This is a genomic window from uncultured Fibrobacter sp. (genome assembly GCF_946062555.1).
Taxonomy (GTDB): Bacteria; Fibrobacterota; Fibrobacteria; order Fibrobacterales; family Fibrobacteraceae; genus Fibrobacter.
In genome coordinates this window covers 21169-39320 of sequence record NZ_CAMGVQ010000011.1, presented here as the reverse complement: position 1 = coordinate 39320, position 18152 = coordinate 21169, and the positions used below count along the sequence as shown (strand labels likewise).

At 46.9% G+C, this 18152-nt stretch carries 13 protein-coding genes and 1 CRISPR repeat array; all 13 genes read left to right on the top strand.

Features of this window, described 5'->3' with window-relative positions; translation table 11 throughout:
- On the top strand, positions 1–2838 hold the full coding sequence (locus tag Q0P86_RS04905; protein WP_294112079.1) for a hypothetical protein: 2838 nt from the start codon (positions 1–3) through the stop codon (positions 2836–2838).
- A 14-nt stretch (positions 2839–2852) separates the two neighbouring features.
- A complete protein-coding gene (locus tag Q0P86_RS04900; RefSeq protein ID WP_294112081.1) occupies positions 2853–6299 on the top strand; it encodes a DUF2357 domain-containing protein in 3447 nt (1148 codons plus the stop codon).
- 169 nt (positions 6300–6468) lie between these two features.
- Positions 6469–7065 carry a hypothetical protein gene (locus tag Q0P86_RS04895; protein ID WP_290996506.1) on the top strand — a complete coding sequence of 199 codons (597 nt, stop codon included), beginning with the start codon at positions 6469–6471 and terminating at the stop codon, positions 7063–7065.
- Entirely contained in the window at positions 7046–8260 is a 1215-nt protein-coding gene (locus tag Q0P86_RS04890; RefSeq protein ID WP_295037803.1) for a serine/threonine protein kinase, read from the top strand. Before Q0P86_RS04895 ends, Q0P86_RS04890 begins: the two co-directional genes overlap by 20 nt.
- Positions 8261–8307: 47 nt before the next feature.
- A complete protein-coding gene (locus Q0P86_RS04885; RefSeq protein ID WP_294112087.1) occupies positions 8308–8994 on the top strand; it encodes a VWA domain-containing protein in 687 nt (228 codons plus the stop codon).
- A gap of 1 nt (position 8995) precedes the next feature.
- A complete protein-coding gene (locus Q0P86_RS04880; RefSeq protein WP_294112089.1) occupies positions 8996–9994 on the top strand; it encodes a PP2C family serine/threonine-protein phosphatase in 999 nt (332 codons plus the stop codon).
- A gap of 88 nt (positions 9995–10082) precedes the next feature.
- On the top strand, positions 10083–10730 hold the full coding sequence (locus Q0P86_RS04875; protein ID WP_295037800.1) for a hypothetical protein: 648 nt from the start codon (positions 10083–10085) through the stop codon (positions 10728–10730).
- Between the two features lies 1 nt (position 10731).
- A complete protein-coding gene (locus Q0P86_RS04870; protein WP_294112094.1) occupies positions 10732–12198 on the top strand; it encodes a GH-E family nuclease in 1467 nt (488 codons plus the stop codon).
- Entirely contained in the window at positions 12174–12548 is a 375-nt protein-coding gene (locus Q0P86_RS04865; protein WP_290995399.1) for an ankyrin repeat domain-containing protein, read from the top strand. The genes Q0P86_RS04870 and Q0P86_RS04865 overlap by 25 nt, the downstream gene beginning before the upstream one ends.
- Positions 12549–12800: 252 nt before the next feature.
- On the top strand, positions 12801–13772 hold the full coding sequence (locus Q0P86_RS04860) for a viperin family antiviral radical SAM protein (RefSeq protein ID WP_290995401.1): 972 nt from the start codon (positions 12801–12803) through the stop codon (positions 13770–13772).
- Between the two features lie 306 nt (positions 13773–14078).
- The gene (locus tag Q0P86_RS04855; RefSeq protein ID WP_294112097.1) at positions 14079–14825 is read left to right on the top strand and encodes a hypothetical protein; all 747 of its coding nucleotides are present in this window, start codon (positions 14079–14081) and stop codon (positions 14823–14825) included.
- A 63-nt stretch (positions 14826–14888) separates the two neighbouring features.
- Positions 14889–15575 carry a GTPase gene (locus tag Q0P86_RS04850; protein WP_290995406.1) on the top strand — a complete coding sequence of 229 codons (687 nt, stop codon included), beginning with the start codon at positions 14889–14891 and terminating at the stop codon, positions 15573–15575.
- Between the two features lie 75 nt (positions 15576–15650).
- On the top strand, positions 15651–16667 hold the full coding sequence (locus tag Q0P86_RS04845) for a GTPase (protein ID WP_295037797.1): 1017 nt from the start codon (positions 15651–15653) through the stop codon (positions 16665–16667).
- Positions 16668–17039: 372 nt separating this feature from the next.
- Positions 17040–17524: direct repeats of the CRISPR family, unit length 37 nt; unit sequence CCCTGAAAAGCATTACTCTCGCAAGAGAGATTAAGAC.
- Positions 17525–18152: the final 628 nt, after the last annotated feature.

Below are 18152 nucleotides of genomic sequence, written 5' to 3'. Positions count from 1 at the left end.
ATGGCTGAAATGAGCTTGGATAAAGTCAAAGAATTTGTCGATCAAATCAATCCAATGATTGATGGAGCTGGCTGGGAATTGGCCCTCGTAAAAAAAGGAGAAAAAATGTCTTCTGAAGAAATAGATGGAAGAGAAGAGGCTCTATTGCAAAAGGAAAGAACCCATAAGGAGGAACTAGAAAAGTTCTTGCAGACGAAGGCTGATATTGAGGCTCGCGAAATAGCTATAGAGTCGCAAGAAAAGGCTTTTGATGCTATAAAGGAAAAACTTATGGCTGCGTCTGCGGAATTGGCTCAGAAAAAGGCGGACTTATTTAAAGAAGCAGAAAAATTAGCGTCGGGTTTGTATCAGGATCGCCTAACGGCTGTGGAATCTGAAGCCAAGAAGATTATTGAATCGGCTCAGGCATCGTCGGAGAAAACTCGTGCAGAAGCAGAGATCGGTGCGCAAAAAATACGAGAAGAGGCTTATGCTGCGGCGGATCAGATTCGTAAAGAAGCCGATGCTGAAAAAGATAGGATTATTAAACAGGCCGATGATGATGCTCGAAAAAAAATGGAGGCCGCCGAGTCCGATACGGCTTCCTTAAAAAAACAGATTGAACAGTTGATCGCCGAAAAGGCGGAACTGTCTGGAAAGAATACGGAACTTCGGTCACAGAACGAAGCTCTTGTTCAAGACAATGCGGCTCTGCTTTCTGAGAAGAATTCCCAAAAGGATGAGTTCAATAGAACGGCAGCGAGTTACAAATCAACAATGGATTCATACAAAAGCTTGAACGATTTGCTAAACCTGCATAATAAGGATGTCAAGACGTTCATTGATGAAATTAATGGATTGAACGCTCGGGAGCAAGAGCTTAACCAGCGTGAAGACGATTTGAATAAGCGAAATCAAAGGCTTTCTTTTGACGAACGGCGAAATGCGAATAAAGCGGATGCTCTAGATATACGCGAAGGTGATATCGAAACTGAAGTAAATAATCGTTGGCAAAGACTTTGTGCCGATAAAGATGCGGAGATTGTGTCTCTTCAAAAACAAACTCAGACATTGCGTGAAGCCCTTGCTGCAAAGTCGAGTATCGTAGCCTCGTTTGATGACCTTAAGGCTGAACTCGGAGGCAAGAACCCTGCAGAGGTACTGTTGGATTATCAGCGTGTTCAGCAGGAACTTGAATTGGCTGTACAGAAAATCAGCGAAACCCCGTCTTATGTTTTGAGGAAAACGGCAGAAGAGCTAAAGGAGAGGGAAGATCTCCTTAAGGACCGCGAAAATCAGCTGGAACAGGAAAAGAGGGACTTTGCCAATAGACATGACGATTATGCCCGTTTGCAAACCAAATGTGAAGATTTGTCTCAGCAAGTAGAGGATGCTGAACGTGACAAAAAAATCGTGGTGGAGCAGCTTCAACGATTGCGCTCCACCTACGAGAATCCCGCTGAACGAAAAGACCGTATTGCAGAAATCAACAAGGCGTTTGCTGGAGAGATGCAGCGTCAAGATAATGCCGCTGAAAGTGAAATTGCTTGGTTAGATTGCATTAACAAGAAAATCGAGGATAGCGGCCTGCATTTCCCTCGCCGTATTCTCGATGCATTCCATACGGCACTCAAGACTTCGGAAATGTCTCCCCTTACGGTGCTTGCGGGTGTGAGCGGTACCGGTAAGTCGGAACTTCCGCGTCTTTATTCTCGCTTTGGCGGCATAAACTTTTTGAGTGTTCCTGTTCAGCCGAACTGGGATTGTCAAGAGGCGATGCTGGGCTATTACAACTCGATAGACAATTGCTTTGAACCGACGGATATGCTTCGCCTTTTGGCGCAGTCGCAGCGTAAACCGGAAGACCAGAATGGGCTAAACGATTGCATAACCATGATTCTTTTGGACGAAATGAATCTTGCAAATGTTGAACTGTATTTTGCAGATTTTTTGAGCAAATTGGAAACTCGTCGTGGATTGGCAGAAAACGACCCCAATTTCCCCTATATTGGTGTGAAAATCGGGAGTAAAATGGAAAACTTCCCACTGCGTCTTGGCCGTAACGTGCTTTGGACTGGCACTATGAACAATGATGAAACGACCAAGACTCTTTCGGATAAGGTGATTGACCGAGGCATTGTTATTAATTTCCCACGTCCCAAAACGTTGATACGCTCTAGGACTGGGTCTCATCTTGCGGAACCGGCGGCTTTGTTGCCGAAGGCTGTGTGGAATTTGTGGGTTGATGGCGCTTATAAGTTTGATGAAAAACAAATTCTTGAATATAAAGATAAAGTTGAAAAAATTAATGAACAGCTTGGAAAGGGTGGCCGTGCTTTAGGACACCGCGTATGGCAATCGATTGAAAACTACATGTCTCTGTATCCTGGGGTTATTGCTGCCCAAAGTGACTATGAACGTAAACTGGCGATGGAGCGTGCTTTTGAAGATCAGCTCGTGCAAAAGGTGATGCCAAAACTCCGTGGTCTCGAGACTCGAGGTACACAGAAAGAAGTGCTGGATTCTATCAAGCTTGTTCTTCCTGAAACACTCCATGCCGATTTTGACAATGCTGTAAATCAGAACTATGGACAATTTATTTGGACGACATCAGGCTATTTGTTAAGGGAAGATGGTTCTAAGGATGATAAAGCGTCCGATAGTTCGGATGTCGGGGAGACTTCTCGCGAGGAACTAGCGCAAAAAAAATCGGTTGACCCTATTGTAGAAGAATGTGTTCAACTCATTAAGAAAGGCGAGTGCAAGAGAGATAAGGTGCAGATAAAGAACATTCTTGAAGATCGGGGGGCATATAGCCCGGACCGATTAAAGTTGGTGCTTTATATGACGAAAAAATAGAAGTGCGGTTGAGTATGGCGGAAGAACTGACTTCGATATATAGGCGGATTGCCGAAGGTAACGGAAAACAATATGAATTGTTGTTTTCTATAGTGGGAATGTTTTCTTCTGTAATGGAATTTGACCCGGTTACAGACGACCCGTTGCCAAGTACCATTGATGACGTCTTGTATGGAATTGCATCATTTGATATAAAAAAGATCGCCTGGCAGAATGACCGACTACAGCATATCGTGAATTTTGCATCTGTCGCCATTCGGAATTTGATAGAAGCTCTTCACGAAAAAAATCTGCGCGAGCACCTTATTACGCGTCCCGAAAAAATACGCGAGATAGATAGCAAGAGCATGATGTGGCTTTCCAAAAAGCCTGGCTTTACGGTAAAGCAAAAAATTGCCTCGGAACAGCGAATGATGGGCGTATTTCACACGACTAGCTTGGATACTGCAGAAAATCGCTTATTCAAGTCGTTTATGAAGGATTTGGATGATTTGCTGCTTGAAAAAGAAAACGCTTGTGCTAAAAGAGAGGTCTGCGTAAGCGACGAATTTAAACGTTTTGTTATGATGGTGCATAGTTGGTTAAAAAGTGATGAGGCTGAAGCTATAGGGCCGTGGAGGAATACACCGCCCAATAACACTCTTCTGAATGATAAAAACTATCGGAAAATATGGAAAGCTCACTTGATGCTTCAAAACTTGAACGAACAAGTTGAATTCGATTTGAATCGTTTGCGTGAATTGACGGCATCGTGTTATTTCTGGCTTAAGGCGGCATTGTTGAACCAAAGTGATAAAATTAGGTTCAAACAGAATGTCTTGATTCCCGACTATAAAAATCTTTTGCTTGTAAAGAATGGTGACTTGCTGGAATATCTGTATAACAAAAAAATATGGCAGTCGGCTAGGGCTGTGTTGGATGTGACGAAGCTGCCGGAAAAGCGTGAAACCTATGCCGATGTTTTAGATTGTGCGCAACAGTCATATAAGGCTTTTTTAGGAGATATTCCTGCTCTTGAAAGTTTTAAGTCGAATGATGAACAAGTTAGTAGAAAGATTAATGCGGTTGCGTCAGTCGATTTGAATTCGGTCAGGCCATCGTACCATATAGATGACGGTAAAACCGGATTGTTCTCTAAAAAACTAATTTATCAGGAGGTTGGAAAATATCCTTGCTCTTCGGCGAAGTCAAAATGGATTTCTACCAAATTAGATAAGGTCAAGACATTCTCGATACATTCTATTTTTGACGAAACTCTTCGTTCAGCAATTGATGATGAGGAGGATAGTAGAAATGCCGTAGCGAGAGCGTGTTCAGATTTTGCAAAAAATCTAAAAGATGAATTTCCCTGTCAAAAATGCATATACATTACGAACGACGATGTAGATGATTTTTCACCTAGTGTAAATGTCTTTAAGCGTTGCATGAATTCGGCATTCTCTAATGCCGAAATATTACCTCGGAGTATTGCAGTTCTGTTTTCAAAATTGGGAGATTTGCAAAAACGATTCCACCCCGATGACAAAATATATATCCGTGTTATTCATGATGATTATGAAATTAAGACGGTTGTTAGGATTGCCTATGATGATAAGTTGGCGAAAAAAAATCCAAAAACAAAAGGGTGGTTTTTTGAACGTTTAGGGTATAGTCGTATATCAGGATCTGTGCAGCGGCAAAAAAATGTTCCGCAAAATATGGAACGTACACTGACGGCGTGGGATGCGACTTTATTAAAGAATGCTTTTTCTGTAGATAAATTCCATTTTGAATGGGGTTCTTCTTTTGCACGGGTTGATGCTCGGAACAATGAGATTGTTGTTGATGCAAGTTGTGATGCCTCTATGGGAGGGATTGTTTATGACCGCTTGCAAAATGTTAGTCCCGATATCCCCCTTTGGTGCGATGTTTTGCCGAAGCTGAACATGATGGATTCAAACGGGGAACATGTTCTCGTTGAATCGGGCAAGGTGCGAGTTCGTCCTGTTGTTGGCAAGCCTGTGTCTATCCCGATTTCGTGGAATTTTATTTTCCCAAAAGGCAAACCATTTTACGAGTTTCCGCTTGAACAAGGAAATAAAAAATCGGTAGCGAAGTATTATGCTTATATAAGCGACTCTTCGTTCCCGCTTGAACAAGATGAAACATGTCGTTTGCACTTGACTTATACATACGGAGTACCACTCCCGTATAACCTTGAATTTATTTCTGTGTCGGACAAGCCTTCGTTTAGGTCCGTGACGGTCAAGTGGGAGAATAAGTCGCATAAGGATTATGTGCATGATATGCCTGTACCCAATTTTGTGCGTGAATATACCTGGGCTGACATGCATCACGTGTCAAAAAAGAATTCAGAAGAGACATCTGATTTAATTGAATCGTGGTTGCCAACGGAATATAAGAAAATTGATAATTCGGGAATTTTTACTATAACAGGTTCAGCTCATTCTAAATTTGAAGATACAAATGTATTTTTTATTCAAGTGGATTTTGAAACGAATGCAATTTGTTATATCGAGGCTAAGTATCCTGCGGGTATTGGTGATCAGGTTTGGGGATATATTCGAAATGTGCCGCGGGGTTTGCAACTTTTGGATCCCCATGTAATTGGAGGATCCCCAAAAGCGTGTGAATTTATGAAGTCACTTCGTTTTCCGGCAATAGTGGTTTGGAATAATGGGCGAAGCATTAAAGATTCTGAATGTCCTGATTCGTTTCGTAAGCAAACTGAGAATGTTTGTGATAAATTGAAAAAAATGTTGCCGAATAAAAATATTCCAAAATGTGTTATTGATGAATTTATGCATTTTTTGTCTTGTATGCATAAAGATGTACCAGATTGGTTTTACCCGTACTTTACCCATATTCTTGATAATATTAATTTGAATACGACTAGTTGGATTGCTTATGCATTGGGTGATTGCTCAATGGATTGGCAGAAGGAACTTTTGGCGAAAGTTATTAATCTGTCAGGCCAAATGAACAAGTCAATATATGCGATAAGGATAATGGCAATAGCAATGTGGCGCGTCAATGGATTTGTTTATGAATTAGATGAAAAAAATGTTAAGACTATAATTAAATCAATAAGAAATTCAATTAATTGGATGTCTATAGCAAATAAAGAGGAACAAGAAAAATACAAATCCCAACGTCGTCTGCTTTATACTGCTTGCCTTGAATGTCTAGTAGCGTTGTGTCGATTGCGTAAAACAAGGGATGGCAAATCTACTGGGGAGAAAATGTTGGCTACGCTATCCCCATCCTCGAATCCTGATGTGAAATTTATTGTGAATAAAATAAAAGAAGTGAACGCTCAAATTAAATCGTTCCTATCGTTCAATATAGAAAGACCTGTAGGTGATTCTACTCCAGAACTTCTGTATGCTGCGTATGGTTACCTATCTGGAAATATTGATTCAAATTCGATTAAGGTATTGGAAGCGGATTTTGGAGATTAACTCCCCCCCCCATTTTCTCTTTTCTCACGGTCAGCTTCGGCTGGCCTTTTTTGTTGCTTTTTGGAAAAAATTCAAAAAAAGTGGTTGTCAGATCGGGGAATGACTCTGATATAATGGTCGGAAAACGACGCGAGAGCGTCAAAACGGCACGATTAAGGAGTCCCCGCTGATGAAACCTAAAGACTTTATTGACTTGTTCCCTTTTGGCTATTTACGCCTTCGTAATCAGAACGGTAGCGTCGCGCTTACGCTCAATACGAAAAGCACGGAGGCTTATATTTTTGCCAAAAGGATCCTTAAATCCAACTGGATGCCTCCCATCAATCAGAGAGGGGCCGATCATTTGCAGCAGGAATTTGGAACCGTATGCACCATCATTGATTGGTTCAGTGATGATTCCTGCCGTTACTTTATTACTACGTCACTTGACGATTCGTTACTCCACTATAGACTTGTGTTGAATGCCTGCTTTGGTGATGATACATTCGAGGTTACGGGAAATTTTTACGAAAAGAAAAACGAAAACCACCGAAAAAGGGTCTGTTATGACCGCTATTTGAAAAAGCTGCCGCCTGATTCTTTAACGACCGAGGCTGACTTTACGAATGAATGCTACGACGTAATATTCCCGGACGATGCCTTGAGTCATTGTAGAAGGCTTGGCAATGTGATTGCGATGAATACTTTCTGCACGGCAAAGCCGAATACGCACGAACTTGAAAACGGAAAAATTTTGGAGGATGGCGATGAAACCGATGTCGATTGATTCTGATAAACGTCTTGCAGTGACCTTGGCTACTCGGCTTGGGGATATTCTCCACACGCCGAAAGGTACGAGTATCCGTTTGGTTTCTGTATTGGGCGAAGGTGGCGAGGGTGCTGTTTATGTGACGAATACGCCCTATGTGGCTAAGGTGTATAAGCCCGAAAAGACAACGACCCATAAGCTCGTAAAAATTCAAGCGATGGCTTCTGCCGGGATAAAGTTTCCAGGCATCAGTCTTCCGTTGGTGCCGCTGTACAATTCTCGGAATGAATTTGTGGGCTACCTGATGCAGAAGGCCGATGGCGTGAAAATCCGTACACTTTACCAAAAGCCGCTCCTTCTGAAAAAATTCCCTCATTGGTCCAAGAGGGACTTGGTTGAGCTCTGCGTGAACATCCTGGAAAAAATTGATTGCTTGCATAGGATGGGTATTGTCCTTGGCGATATCAATCCTGACAACATCCTTGTAAAGAAGCCAACCGAAGTTTACTTTGTGGACTGCGACTCTTACCAGGTGGCGGGCTATCCGTGCCCTGTCGGAACAATCCCGTTTACACCGCCGGAGCTCCAGAATCGTGGCAATTACGATCGCTACCTCCGCACGGTTGGCAATGAGAATTTTGCCGTGGCAGTCCTTCTCTTTTCGCTGATGATTACCGGGCAAATGCCGTACAATCAGAAGGGAGGCGATAGCGCCCAGCAGAATATCATCGACATGGATTTCTCGTACCCACTCGGAGAATCTTCGAACAAGAAAACTCCGAATGGCCCGTGGAGATTCCTGTGGAGCCACCTTCCGTTCTTATTGAAGGATGCTTTCTACAACACATTCAATAAGGGTGGTCGCTATTCTACCGAAGGTACGCGCTTGAGTGCTTCTGAATGGCTGAAGAAATTCAAGGAGTATTTGCGACTGCTCGATTCGGGAAAGCTTGGCGAACAGGATGAAATGTCTACGTGGATTTATCCGACTCGTTTCAAGAAGCAGAAGGGCAAGGTTTATGTGGAATGTCCATACTGTAAAAACGAAGCTGAACAGAGTTGGATTGACAAGAAAGGTGCCTGCATTGAGTGCTTGCGCAAGCGAAGGCTTGCTCACCATCGCAGTTCTGAAAGCCCGCGTGTATTGCGGAAATCCCTATCCCAGCCCTCGTTTAGCGGAATATTTGGCTCCCTGTACCGCCTCTTCGGCTAAAAACCAAAGGTTTAACAAAATCAACAACAAAAAAAGGAAAAAACATTATGACGAACGATAAACTCCTCAACATTGAAGACCTCGAAAACAACCCGTCCACCCGTGTGCCTGTGTGCCTCGTTCTGGACACTAGCGGTTCCCTGGAAGGCCAGCCGATCAGCGAACTCAACGAAGGAGTCAGGTGCTTCTACGATGCTGTGCGCAGTGACGAGACCGCCCTGTACGCCGCAGAAATTGCCGTCGTGACATTCGGTGGATCTGCCGTGCTCAAGACCGATTTCAGCACTCTCGAGCATCAGCCTGATTCGCCGAACTTTTTCGCTCATGGTGGCACGCCTATGGGCGAGGCGATGAATATGGCGCTCGACTTGCTCGAAAAAAGGAAGGGCGAATATAAGGCCAGCGGTGTGGATTATTATCAGCCGTGGATTGTGCTCATGACGGACGGGAAGCCGAATGGCGACAGTTCGGAATACACAAGGGCGGTTCAGCGTACCTGCGAAATGATCAACAATCGCAAGCTGACCCTTTTCCCGATCGGCATTGGCGAAGACGCAGACATGAATGCTCTGGCGGCGTTCTCTCCGAAGCGCCGCCCGCTCAAGTTGCAGGGCCTGAACTTCAGGGAATTTTTTGCTTGGCTTAGTGCTAGCGTCTCGAAGGTTTCGCAGTCTGCTCCGGGGGATAAAATCCAGCTGGACGTCGATGGCATCAAGGGCTGGGCAGAGTTGTAGTATGTGCTGGGTTACCGTACAAAGTGCCGTTCAGGGGCGTGGCCACTTAAGCTCGGGTACGCCTTGTCAGGATAAGACCTTCTCTATTGTCAAGGACGGGTGCTCCGTATGCGCCCTTGCCGATGGAGCGGGCTCTGCGAGCCATTCCCATTTTGGTGCCGAGGCGGTGACTCGGGCAATCTGCAACTTTATGGCAGATAACTTTGACTTTGTCATTGACGAAGAAAATGGTGTCGCTGTAAAGAAGCACATCCTTGAAGTTGTCGGCCAGCGTCTTGATGCTCTCTGTGCGGAACAAGGCTGTTCTGTCAGGGACCTTGCCTCTACGCTCCTGTTTGTTGCCGTGAAGGCAGGGAAGTTCGTGATTTGCCACATTGGTGACGGCGTCATCGGTTATTTCAAGAATGGCAAGGTGCTGGTGGCGTCTCATCCGGAAAATGGTGAGTTTGCGAACACTACGGTCTTTACGACATCGAATAACGCCATTGCAGGTATGAAGCTTATCAAGGGGAACTTGAATCAGATTTCGGGTTTTGTCTTGATGTCCGATGGTTCGGAAAATAGCTTTTATAATAAACAAAAAAAGGTCCTATCTCCTTCCCTTGCTCGTTTATTTAAGCTTGCTTCTATTTGTGATGGTGAATTCATGTCGCAAGGGCTGCATGATTCGCTCGAAAATTGTGTCAAACAGAAAACCTCCGATGACTGCAGCGTGGTGTTGATGTCGCAGCTCGCAAAGGGTAGGGGCTTTGTGGATTTTGCGGATGCAGACAAATGTGAACTCCTTCGGCTTGCCGATACACGATCTTCTCGAAAAAGATTGAAAAGTTTCGAGGATGTCCTAGATGCTTTGCGATCTTGGAGTTCCTATCGAATGACTAAGCGAAGACTGCGTTGGCGAGGGAAAAAACTTGACAGAATTCTCAATCGCCTATCCAAGGCTAGTCTTATTCTAGTTCGTGAGGATGGGTGTTACAAATCAGTTCTTAAAAATGGATAATAGCGGTTGACGCAATCATATGAAAAGACGATGAAACGTGTGAGGGCGCGGTTGCCCCAAATCTCTCAAAACAATAGGAGACACTATTATGAAAAACAAGTCCATCAACAAAATTCTGCTCGCTCTTTGCCTGTTCGTGTTTCAGGCGGTAGCCATTGCCGGGGACTACCATGCAAGTGTCACGCAGAATATCCAGATACCTGGTGGCCGGTATGCTGCCGATGTGTCATCTGCGTTAATCCATTACTCGGCCCTTCCCAACGGTTGGCTTAATCTCCTGTACAAGTTCGAAATAGATACGGACGATGAGGAAAGCGAGAATGAGTTTATCCGCGGTGTTATTAGGTTTTCAAAGAAGGATTTCCACATTTTTGCGTTCAATGGCCTGCAGAGCTATGAGTTCGAGGATGGGCATCATCCCTTAATCTTCGATCGGTGCGACTACGTGGAATTCCTTGTTCCGGTCAAGGATGGTTGGGAGGGCGCTATCGAAATACAGATGACGCTCTCGAACGATGATGTTGGCAAGGACCTGCCTGTGGAGATATCCTTCGATGGCTATGAAAGACCGATATCCTCTTATCTCCCGTTCTCTTCGAAAAAATCCGTTCAGGCCAAGATTTCGGATGGGGACATATCTTCCGGCGAAGGCGTTATGGAAAGTATCATGACGGAATACAAGTCGTTTCCTATGCCAACATCCGTAAAGCGTTACACGATTCAGGTGGTTGAGTAAAATGATTAGGCGCCTTTTCATCCTTTGGGGCTTTCTACTCTTTTCGGAGTGCTTTTCGCAGTTCTTGTTTGACTCCTCGAAAAGCATCTACAGTAGTTATACCCAAATTTTTAATACCGAGAAAAGCGTTGTAGACGAAAGCCTTTCCGTATATGATTCCGCCAAGAAGGTTTTTGACACGGAAAACTCCGTCTATGACAAAAGCTTGATGGTTTTCGGTAAAGGTGAAGGCGAATTCGGCGTTTATGAAGTCGTCGCTGAAAATGGTTTTCAGAATACCGCCCAGTCAGTTTCGGAAAGTTCCGAATACAGCATTGTCGAGTCATCTGTTTCTGGAATTTTCGGAAAATGGCATAAGATGGTCTTGGCGGCCGATCCGAAAACAAAAGCGGACTTTGTCAGGTATCTTGCGGACTGGCAGTGGTCCCAAAAAGAAGATTTCCTTACATATTCTTCGAACCGTGCCGAACAGGAAAAAAGGGTAGAGCGTTGCTACAATGCCGCTATTGCAAAGTTTGGAGTTGGTGCAGCCATTGTCGGGACTGTATGGGTTGTTTCCTGGGTAGTCCCTGGCGGGCAGGTACTTTCGGTATCGCTGCTAGTGATTGCCAAGACGACTACCGTTGCCACGCTTAGCGGTGGTGCCGTTGGAGGGCTTTTGTCTGCGGGGATTTCCTATGCGCAAGGGAGCCGTGGCGAGGAATTGCTCTATGAGACCGTAAACGGTGCTGCCGACGGCTACCTGATTGGCGCTGTGACGGGAGCTGTCCTTGGATCGTATTCGGCAGTGAAAACGTTTTCGAAAGCAATTGCCGTCGAAGGTAATGTATACACGAAGTCCGGACTTGTATTTAACGGGAAGGGTGTCGAAATCGGCAAGACGATCCGGTTTGCCGGGGTGGAAAATGCCGACGACATCTATTATGTCGGAAAAAATTCCGCATCGATTTTCGACAAGTCCGGCACGGAAGTTGCGAAAGTTGCCAAGTACAAGGACAACTTTGTTGTGTACAATGACAAGGGTCGAGTTCTAGGATACGTAAAGGATGGAGAACTGCAGTCTTACTGCGATCCGTATAGCCCCGCACTTATAAAAGGGCAGAGTAGGGCGCAGCCTGGCTATTACACGACGGAAGAAGTGAAGAGCCTTGCAAGGGCGAATGGGCAGTACAATCCCGCGACAGGAAACTATATTGATGCTGTTGATGGCACGGAAATCATTGGTACGCCTGAAATGGGGCATGTCGCAGGTCGCGAGTACACGAACGAACTGCAGCGAGCCTTTATGAACGGCCTTACGGAATCTGCGTTTAAGGAAAAAATGCGTGATGCGTCTATTTACCAGCTTGAAAGCGTAGCGGGGAATCGGAGCCACGCAAGGGAAGCCGTCAGGCTGACGATCGATAGCTTCCGTGGAGTAAACAAACAAGTAGGAGATGAATTATGGAACGCATTGTCAACGCGATAATTGAAGATGACTTTGAATGGTTTGTGGAACTGGTGAAAAAAACCGGTTTTGATCAGGTGGATTCAAACGGTTTTACGCCACTGATGTATTGCATTCTGCATGAAAGGCCGCGGATGGTTGACTTCCTGCTTGAAAATGCAATCGATGTGAACAGGCAGAACGGCGTCGGGAATACGGCTCTTTTCTATGCGATTTTCAAGTCGAAGGACAAGATCGGGCTGATTGAAAAGCTCCTGACAAAGGGTGCCGACATGAACATCGCGAACGGGGCCGGGGTTTCGCCTTTGTCCTTGGCGAATTCCATGGCGAACGAGAATGTCAGGAATTTTATGAATAATTGGAAAAAATGAAATTTTTTTCGAAAACCTATTGACATCCCTTTGGGATTTAGGTATATTATAGCCAAGTCGAGGTTCGACTTCGGCTTTCTATTTTTTCAGTCTGTTTCGGCAGGCACCCGTTCGTCAGAACGGAATCTATCTAACATAGGCCATTAGGGCTGCTCCGTAAATTCCACAGCTTTGCTGTGGCCTGCTTTTGCGTCTTGGCGGGTGAAATCTAGGCGGCTAGGAGCTGTTCGCGTGGCCACAAGGATGGATCCTATGACGAACGCAATCAATCCCCAGAACAATTTCCAGAACACCGACAGCCGTTTCGTGCGTTTCGCCAAGGATATCCCCATAGTGGTGAATTGGCACATAACAGAGTGTTGTAACTACAAGTGTTCCTTCTGCTACAGCGACTGGAACCGTCTCGACGAGGTCTGGAATAAGCCCGAAAATGTCCGCAAGGTCATCGAAAACATTGCCAGTTACCACGCTGAACACTTTGGTGCAGGTGCTGCTCGTTGGCGCCTGAGCGTTGTCGGCGGCGAACCGATTCTTTTCCAGAAAAAGACGCAGTTCGTGGTTGAAACGGCTGTTGCTTGCGGTGCCGAAGTTTCGGTAATCACGAACGGATCTCACTTGGAAAATATTTTCCCCTTTGCCCGCCTGCTCTCGCAGGTGGGGGTGTCGCTCGATTCCTTCAGCCATGAAACGAACATGAAGATTGGTCGCCAGTGCAATGGCCGTACGCTTTCTTTCGAAGATATTTCGGATAAACTTACTGCTCTCCGTGCCATCAATCCGAATGTCCGCATAAAGGTGAACACTGTCGTCAACCAGAACAACTTCGGTGAAGTCCTTGTAGACAAGGTCGCCGCCCTTGGCGCTTGCAAGTACAAGATTCTGCGTCAGATGCCCTTTGGTGACAACAAGGGTATTACGGACGAACAATTCTACACGTTCATCCGTAACAATTACCGCGAAGATTTTTTCGGTAAGGCCGATGGCGTACGCCACATCTTTATCGAAGATAATTCGGTCATGATCCAAAGTTACCTGATGATCGCCCCTAACGGTTGCCTGTTCCAGAACGGTGGCGCGGAATACCGCTACAGCCGTCCGCTGATGGATATCCCGTTCGAGTCAGCCTTGAAGGAAATCGACTTTGCGGAAGAGCGTTTTTTCAGCCGCTACACGTCAACGGCGACGGAGTCGATTATCGCCCGAATGCACGAAAAGGCTGCGTAAAGGGCCGTGCCTCTTGGGGCGAAAAAAATCTGGTTGACACCGTGAAGGTTTCGACTGATATAACGTCCACAAACAACATAGGAGAGAACACCATGCTCATACTGATAGCAATCATCCTCGGAAAAATCCTCTAGGCATAAGCCTCGCCCTGCCCGGGGCGCAAACTTGGGCCCGTTAGCCTTCGGTAAAAGGCCTTCTATCTCATCATAGGCCAATGGCGGCTGGTGCCGCTAAAGGTCACGTCAACACACGACATCGGGATGTCCCCGGTATCGTTTTGGCCGCAATGCCAAAGGAGATAGAAGTATGACGACTCAGAACGCAAACATCGGATACCAGCTGATTGAAAACGCCCGTAATTACGGTGACCAGGCCTCGATTCAGGCTCTTTACCGCTATTACGAAGATTCCTTCAAGAAGGCGGCAATGGTCCATTTCAAACGGACTCCTTTCGACTTCGACGTGGCGTGGTTGCCGAATAGCGACCGACGCAAGCAGGGGGTTGTCTTCAGTAACGCTTATGACGCCTTCGTGGATGCTTATAGGACGTACGACGAATCGTGCAACGCCAATTTTGAAACATGGCTCAGCAGAAAGATTGGCTGGCATTTCGCCGGTCTGCAAAGGAAGGCTGCTCGGTACGGCCAGCGTATGATACGCTATGGCGAAGAACGCGAAATCTCGGAAGGTGGCAGTGTCCTGTATCAGAATAAAAAGTACGGGCCGCAGTCTGACATCGATAACGATTCCCGCAGGGCTTGTGATTCCTACAATGCCGACGATACCGATATGGTCAATGAGGTTCTGGAGTCGATGCAGGAAGAGAGCGCCGCCCGCAGGAATGCCGAGGCCATGTACCAGATTCTTTTGGAAGAAGGTGACTGCACGATGAGTGACGTGGCGGATCGGCTCGGGGTTAAGCGCCAGGCAATTTCCAAGTGTTTCGGATCGTACAGGGCGTATTGCCCCAAGACCCTTTGCGAAAGGGTCCATGAAAAGTTGAGGCAGAATGCGGACCGAAGTTCTGTCGCGACAAAGGCCTCGAAATTCTGAGTCCCTTACGGTTGATGCATCGCATAAGACAAAAGATATACATCATCAAAAGGAGTACCGATTATGACAAATTTTCAGAATTACCGTGAATACGAGATGAGTTGCAAACTACGCGACAACCTCCCACTCGACGTAATGATCGTGGGGGCGACAGGTGCTGGCAAGTCAACGCTGGTAAATGCACTGTGCGGAGCTTCGTTTGCGCAGGTGGGCAAGGGCGTAGACCCCGAGACGATGGATGTGAAGCGCTACACGCTCAACAGTCATTTTTGCGTGTGGGATACCCCGGGGCTTGGCGACAGTGCCTCGGCCGATGCGCGCCACAAGCGTAAAATCGTCGACCATCTGTTGATGACATACGAGAGCATGGGCAAGCGCCACAGTTTTATGGACATGGTGCTGGTGGTGCTAGAAGGCGGCATTCGCGATATGGGTTCGTGCTACTCGCTTATGAACGAGGTGATTGTGCCGAACATTGATCGTGACCGTATTCTAGTGGCTATCAACCAGGCGGACATCGCCATGAAAGGGACTCATTGGGATTACGCGTACAACAGGCCCGATGCGGTTCTTGAATCGTTTTTGCGAGACAAGGCCGAATCGGTGCGTCGCCGTGTTTACGAGGCCACGGGTGTATCTATCCAGGAACCGGTATGCTTTTCTGCCGAGTCGGGCTACAACGTAAATGCCGTGGTGGATGCCGTGATAGAACAGATTCCGCGGAAACGCCCGGATGTGCGCCGTGCATAAAGTTGAAAAAATTTGGTTGACACTTGTATGGCATCGATTGATATAAAGGTAAACAAATTCAAAAAGGAGTCAATTATGACAAACGCAAAGAACAATCAGGAATTCATTTCGAAGATGGAACACGATATCGAATTGTCGGCATTGCCCGAAGCGGTCAAGCGCAAGCTGATTGCGAACCTGCTTCTGCTCAAGGCCAAAAAAGTGAACCTCCTCATCACGGGTGCCACGGGCTGTGGCAAGAGTTCGACCATCAACGCGCTCTTTGACGCCGATGTGTCCAAGGTGGGTGTGGGGGTGGATCCCGAGACGATGGATATCGAGAAGTATGAACTCGGTAACCTGATTCTGTGGGATAGCCCGGGGCTTGGCGACGGCAAGGAAGCCGACAACCGTCATGCGAAAAATCTGACGAAAAAGCTCCTGGAGCGCGATTCCGAAGGCAACCCGCTGATCGATCTCGTGCTGGTGATTCTCGACGGAAGTTCCCGCGACATGGGAACCTCTTTCGAACTCATTAGCAACGTGATCGTTCCGAACCTGGGTGAAGACAAGTCCCGCATTCTGGTGGCGATCAACCAGGCCGACATGGCTATGAAGGGTCGCGGCTGGAACCGTGAGGATAACAGGCCCGAGCCCGAACTTGAGCGATTCCTGAACGAGAAGGTGGAATCGGTACGGCGTCGCATCAAGGAAAGTACGGGTGTTGACGTGGAGCCCATCTACTATAGCGCAGGCTACAAGGACGGCGACAAGCCGCAGCGTCCCTACAACTTGACCAAGCTGCTGTACCAGATTGTTCACTACACCCCCAAGCAAAAGCGCACGATTTACGTGAACAACATCAACCGCGATCGCGAAATGTGGAAGGACGACGATGACCTCAAGGACTACCGCAACAGCATCCTGGACGATATTGTTGAATCGATTTCGGACTGCGCCGATGTCGGTGCCGATATCGGTGAAAGCCTTGGAGGTCTGTTCGGCAGTGCGGGGCGTGCTGTGGGGCGTGTCGCGGGCCGGGTTGTCGGAAGCGCCTTCGGTGCGATCAAGAGCATCGCGAAGTCGTTCTTCGGCGGCATCTTCGGCTGGTAGCGCTCCTGCGCAAAAGACTTACGGCCCCTTGTGTTGTGGCTGGGCGGTCCCGGTGAAAGCCGGGGCCGTTTGTGTTTTTGGGGCATCGAGGTTCGAATAACTAAAGGAATCTGTTTTTTCTGCAAGATTTGCCCCTTTTTTGGCGAAAAATGGGTATATTTATGGTGTCCGGTACGCGTGGCCGGGCTGCCGCTTGACATTATTACGAACAACATTCGTGTTTCATTGCCGAAATTCGCTCAAAAACGCCAATTTCGGGTGCTTTTTAGGGATTTGTAAAGAAAAATTAAAATTCCAATAAGTGTTTTTCTGTGCAGTTGTTTAAAACGGCGCGCTGGAGCCCTTTATTTATGCGGCTTCCAGAGGGGTACCCCCTGAAAAGCATTACTCTCGCAAGAGAGATTAAGACAGTTTATTTCCATGGTATTACCTCCGGAAGATTTGTTCCCTGAAAAGCATTACTCTCGCAAGAGAGATTAAGACTCGACACATTCGTTCACGAAGGTTTTGGCGTCGTTCACCCTGAAAAGCATTACTCTCGCAAGAGAGATTAAGACTTTTTACAAAGGTCAAGAATTGTTTCGCAACCTTTTCCCCCTGAAAAGCATTACTCTCGCAAGAGAGATTAAGACCCATTCGGTAGTAGATACAAGACGCCGCCGTCATCCCCCCTGAAAAGCATTACTCTCGCAAGAGAGATTAAGACGACCTTAACTTCGTCACGGGCATTGAGAGCATCTTCGCCCTGAAAAGCATTACTCTCGCAAGAGAGATTAAGACGCCTTCTTCGCAGCATCAATGAAAGCCGCAATTTTTTCAACCCTGAAAAGCATTACTCTCGCAAGAGAGATGGCAACCTATCGGTTGCCTGCTTGTCGGCTCGGAAATGGTCCCGCAAGCGGTCCCGCTTCACTCGCCTCTGTCGCAGTAAGACTCGTTCACGCCCAAGTCATCCTCGACCGAAGGGAGGGGATCCACAAGTCACTCTCGCAAGAGAGATTGGCTGCTCGCAGCCCAAGTGTGAGGTTCAGCTATGCCGGTGTGCAAGCACCCCGTCGCAGCGTTCGCCTTGGACACTTGTAAGACAGGGAAAGCGTTAAATGAGTGCATGTCATGCCGGACACCGTTCCGGCATCGCCAATTTCATTTAAAGAATAAGACTCTCGCAAGAGAGATTCTGTGCCTGCGGTACAGCAAATGCTGGGCTCGGTCATGGGTGCGCGAGCACCCCCGCGACTCTCGCCCTGGGCATTTGTGCAACCTAACGGCTGCCTGCTTCTCGGCTCGGAAATGGTCCCGCAAGCGGTCCCGCTTCGCTCGCCTCTGTCGCAGTAAGACTCGTTCACGCCCAAGTCATCCTCGACCGAAGGGAGGGGATCCACAAGTCACTCTCGCAAGAGAATTTTTTCAAAATTTTGGTTGACATTTCCATTTGAAAAGGCAATAAAAAGATGGATGGGTGCAATGGTGCACTCTCGAACCTTA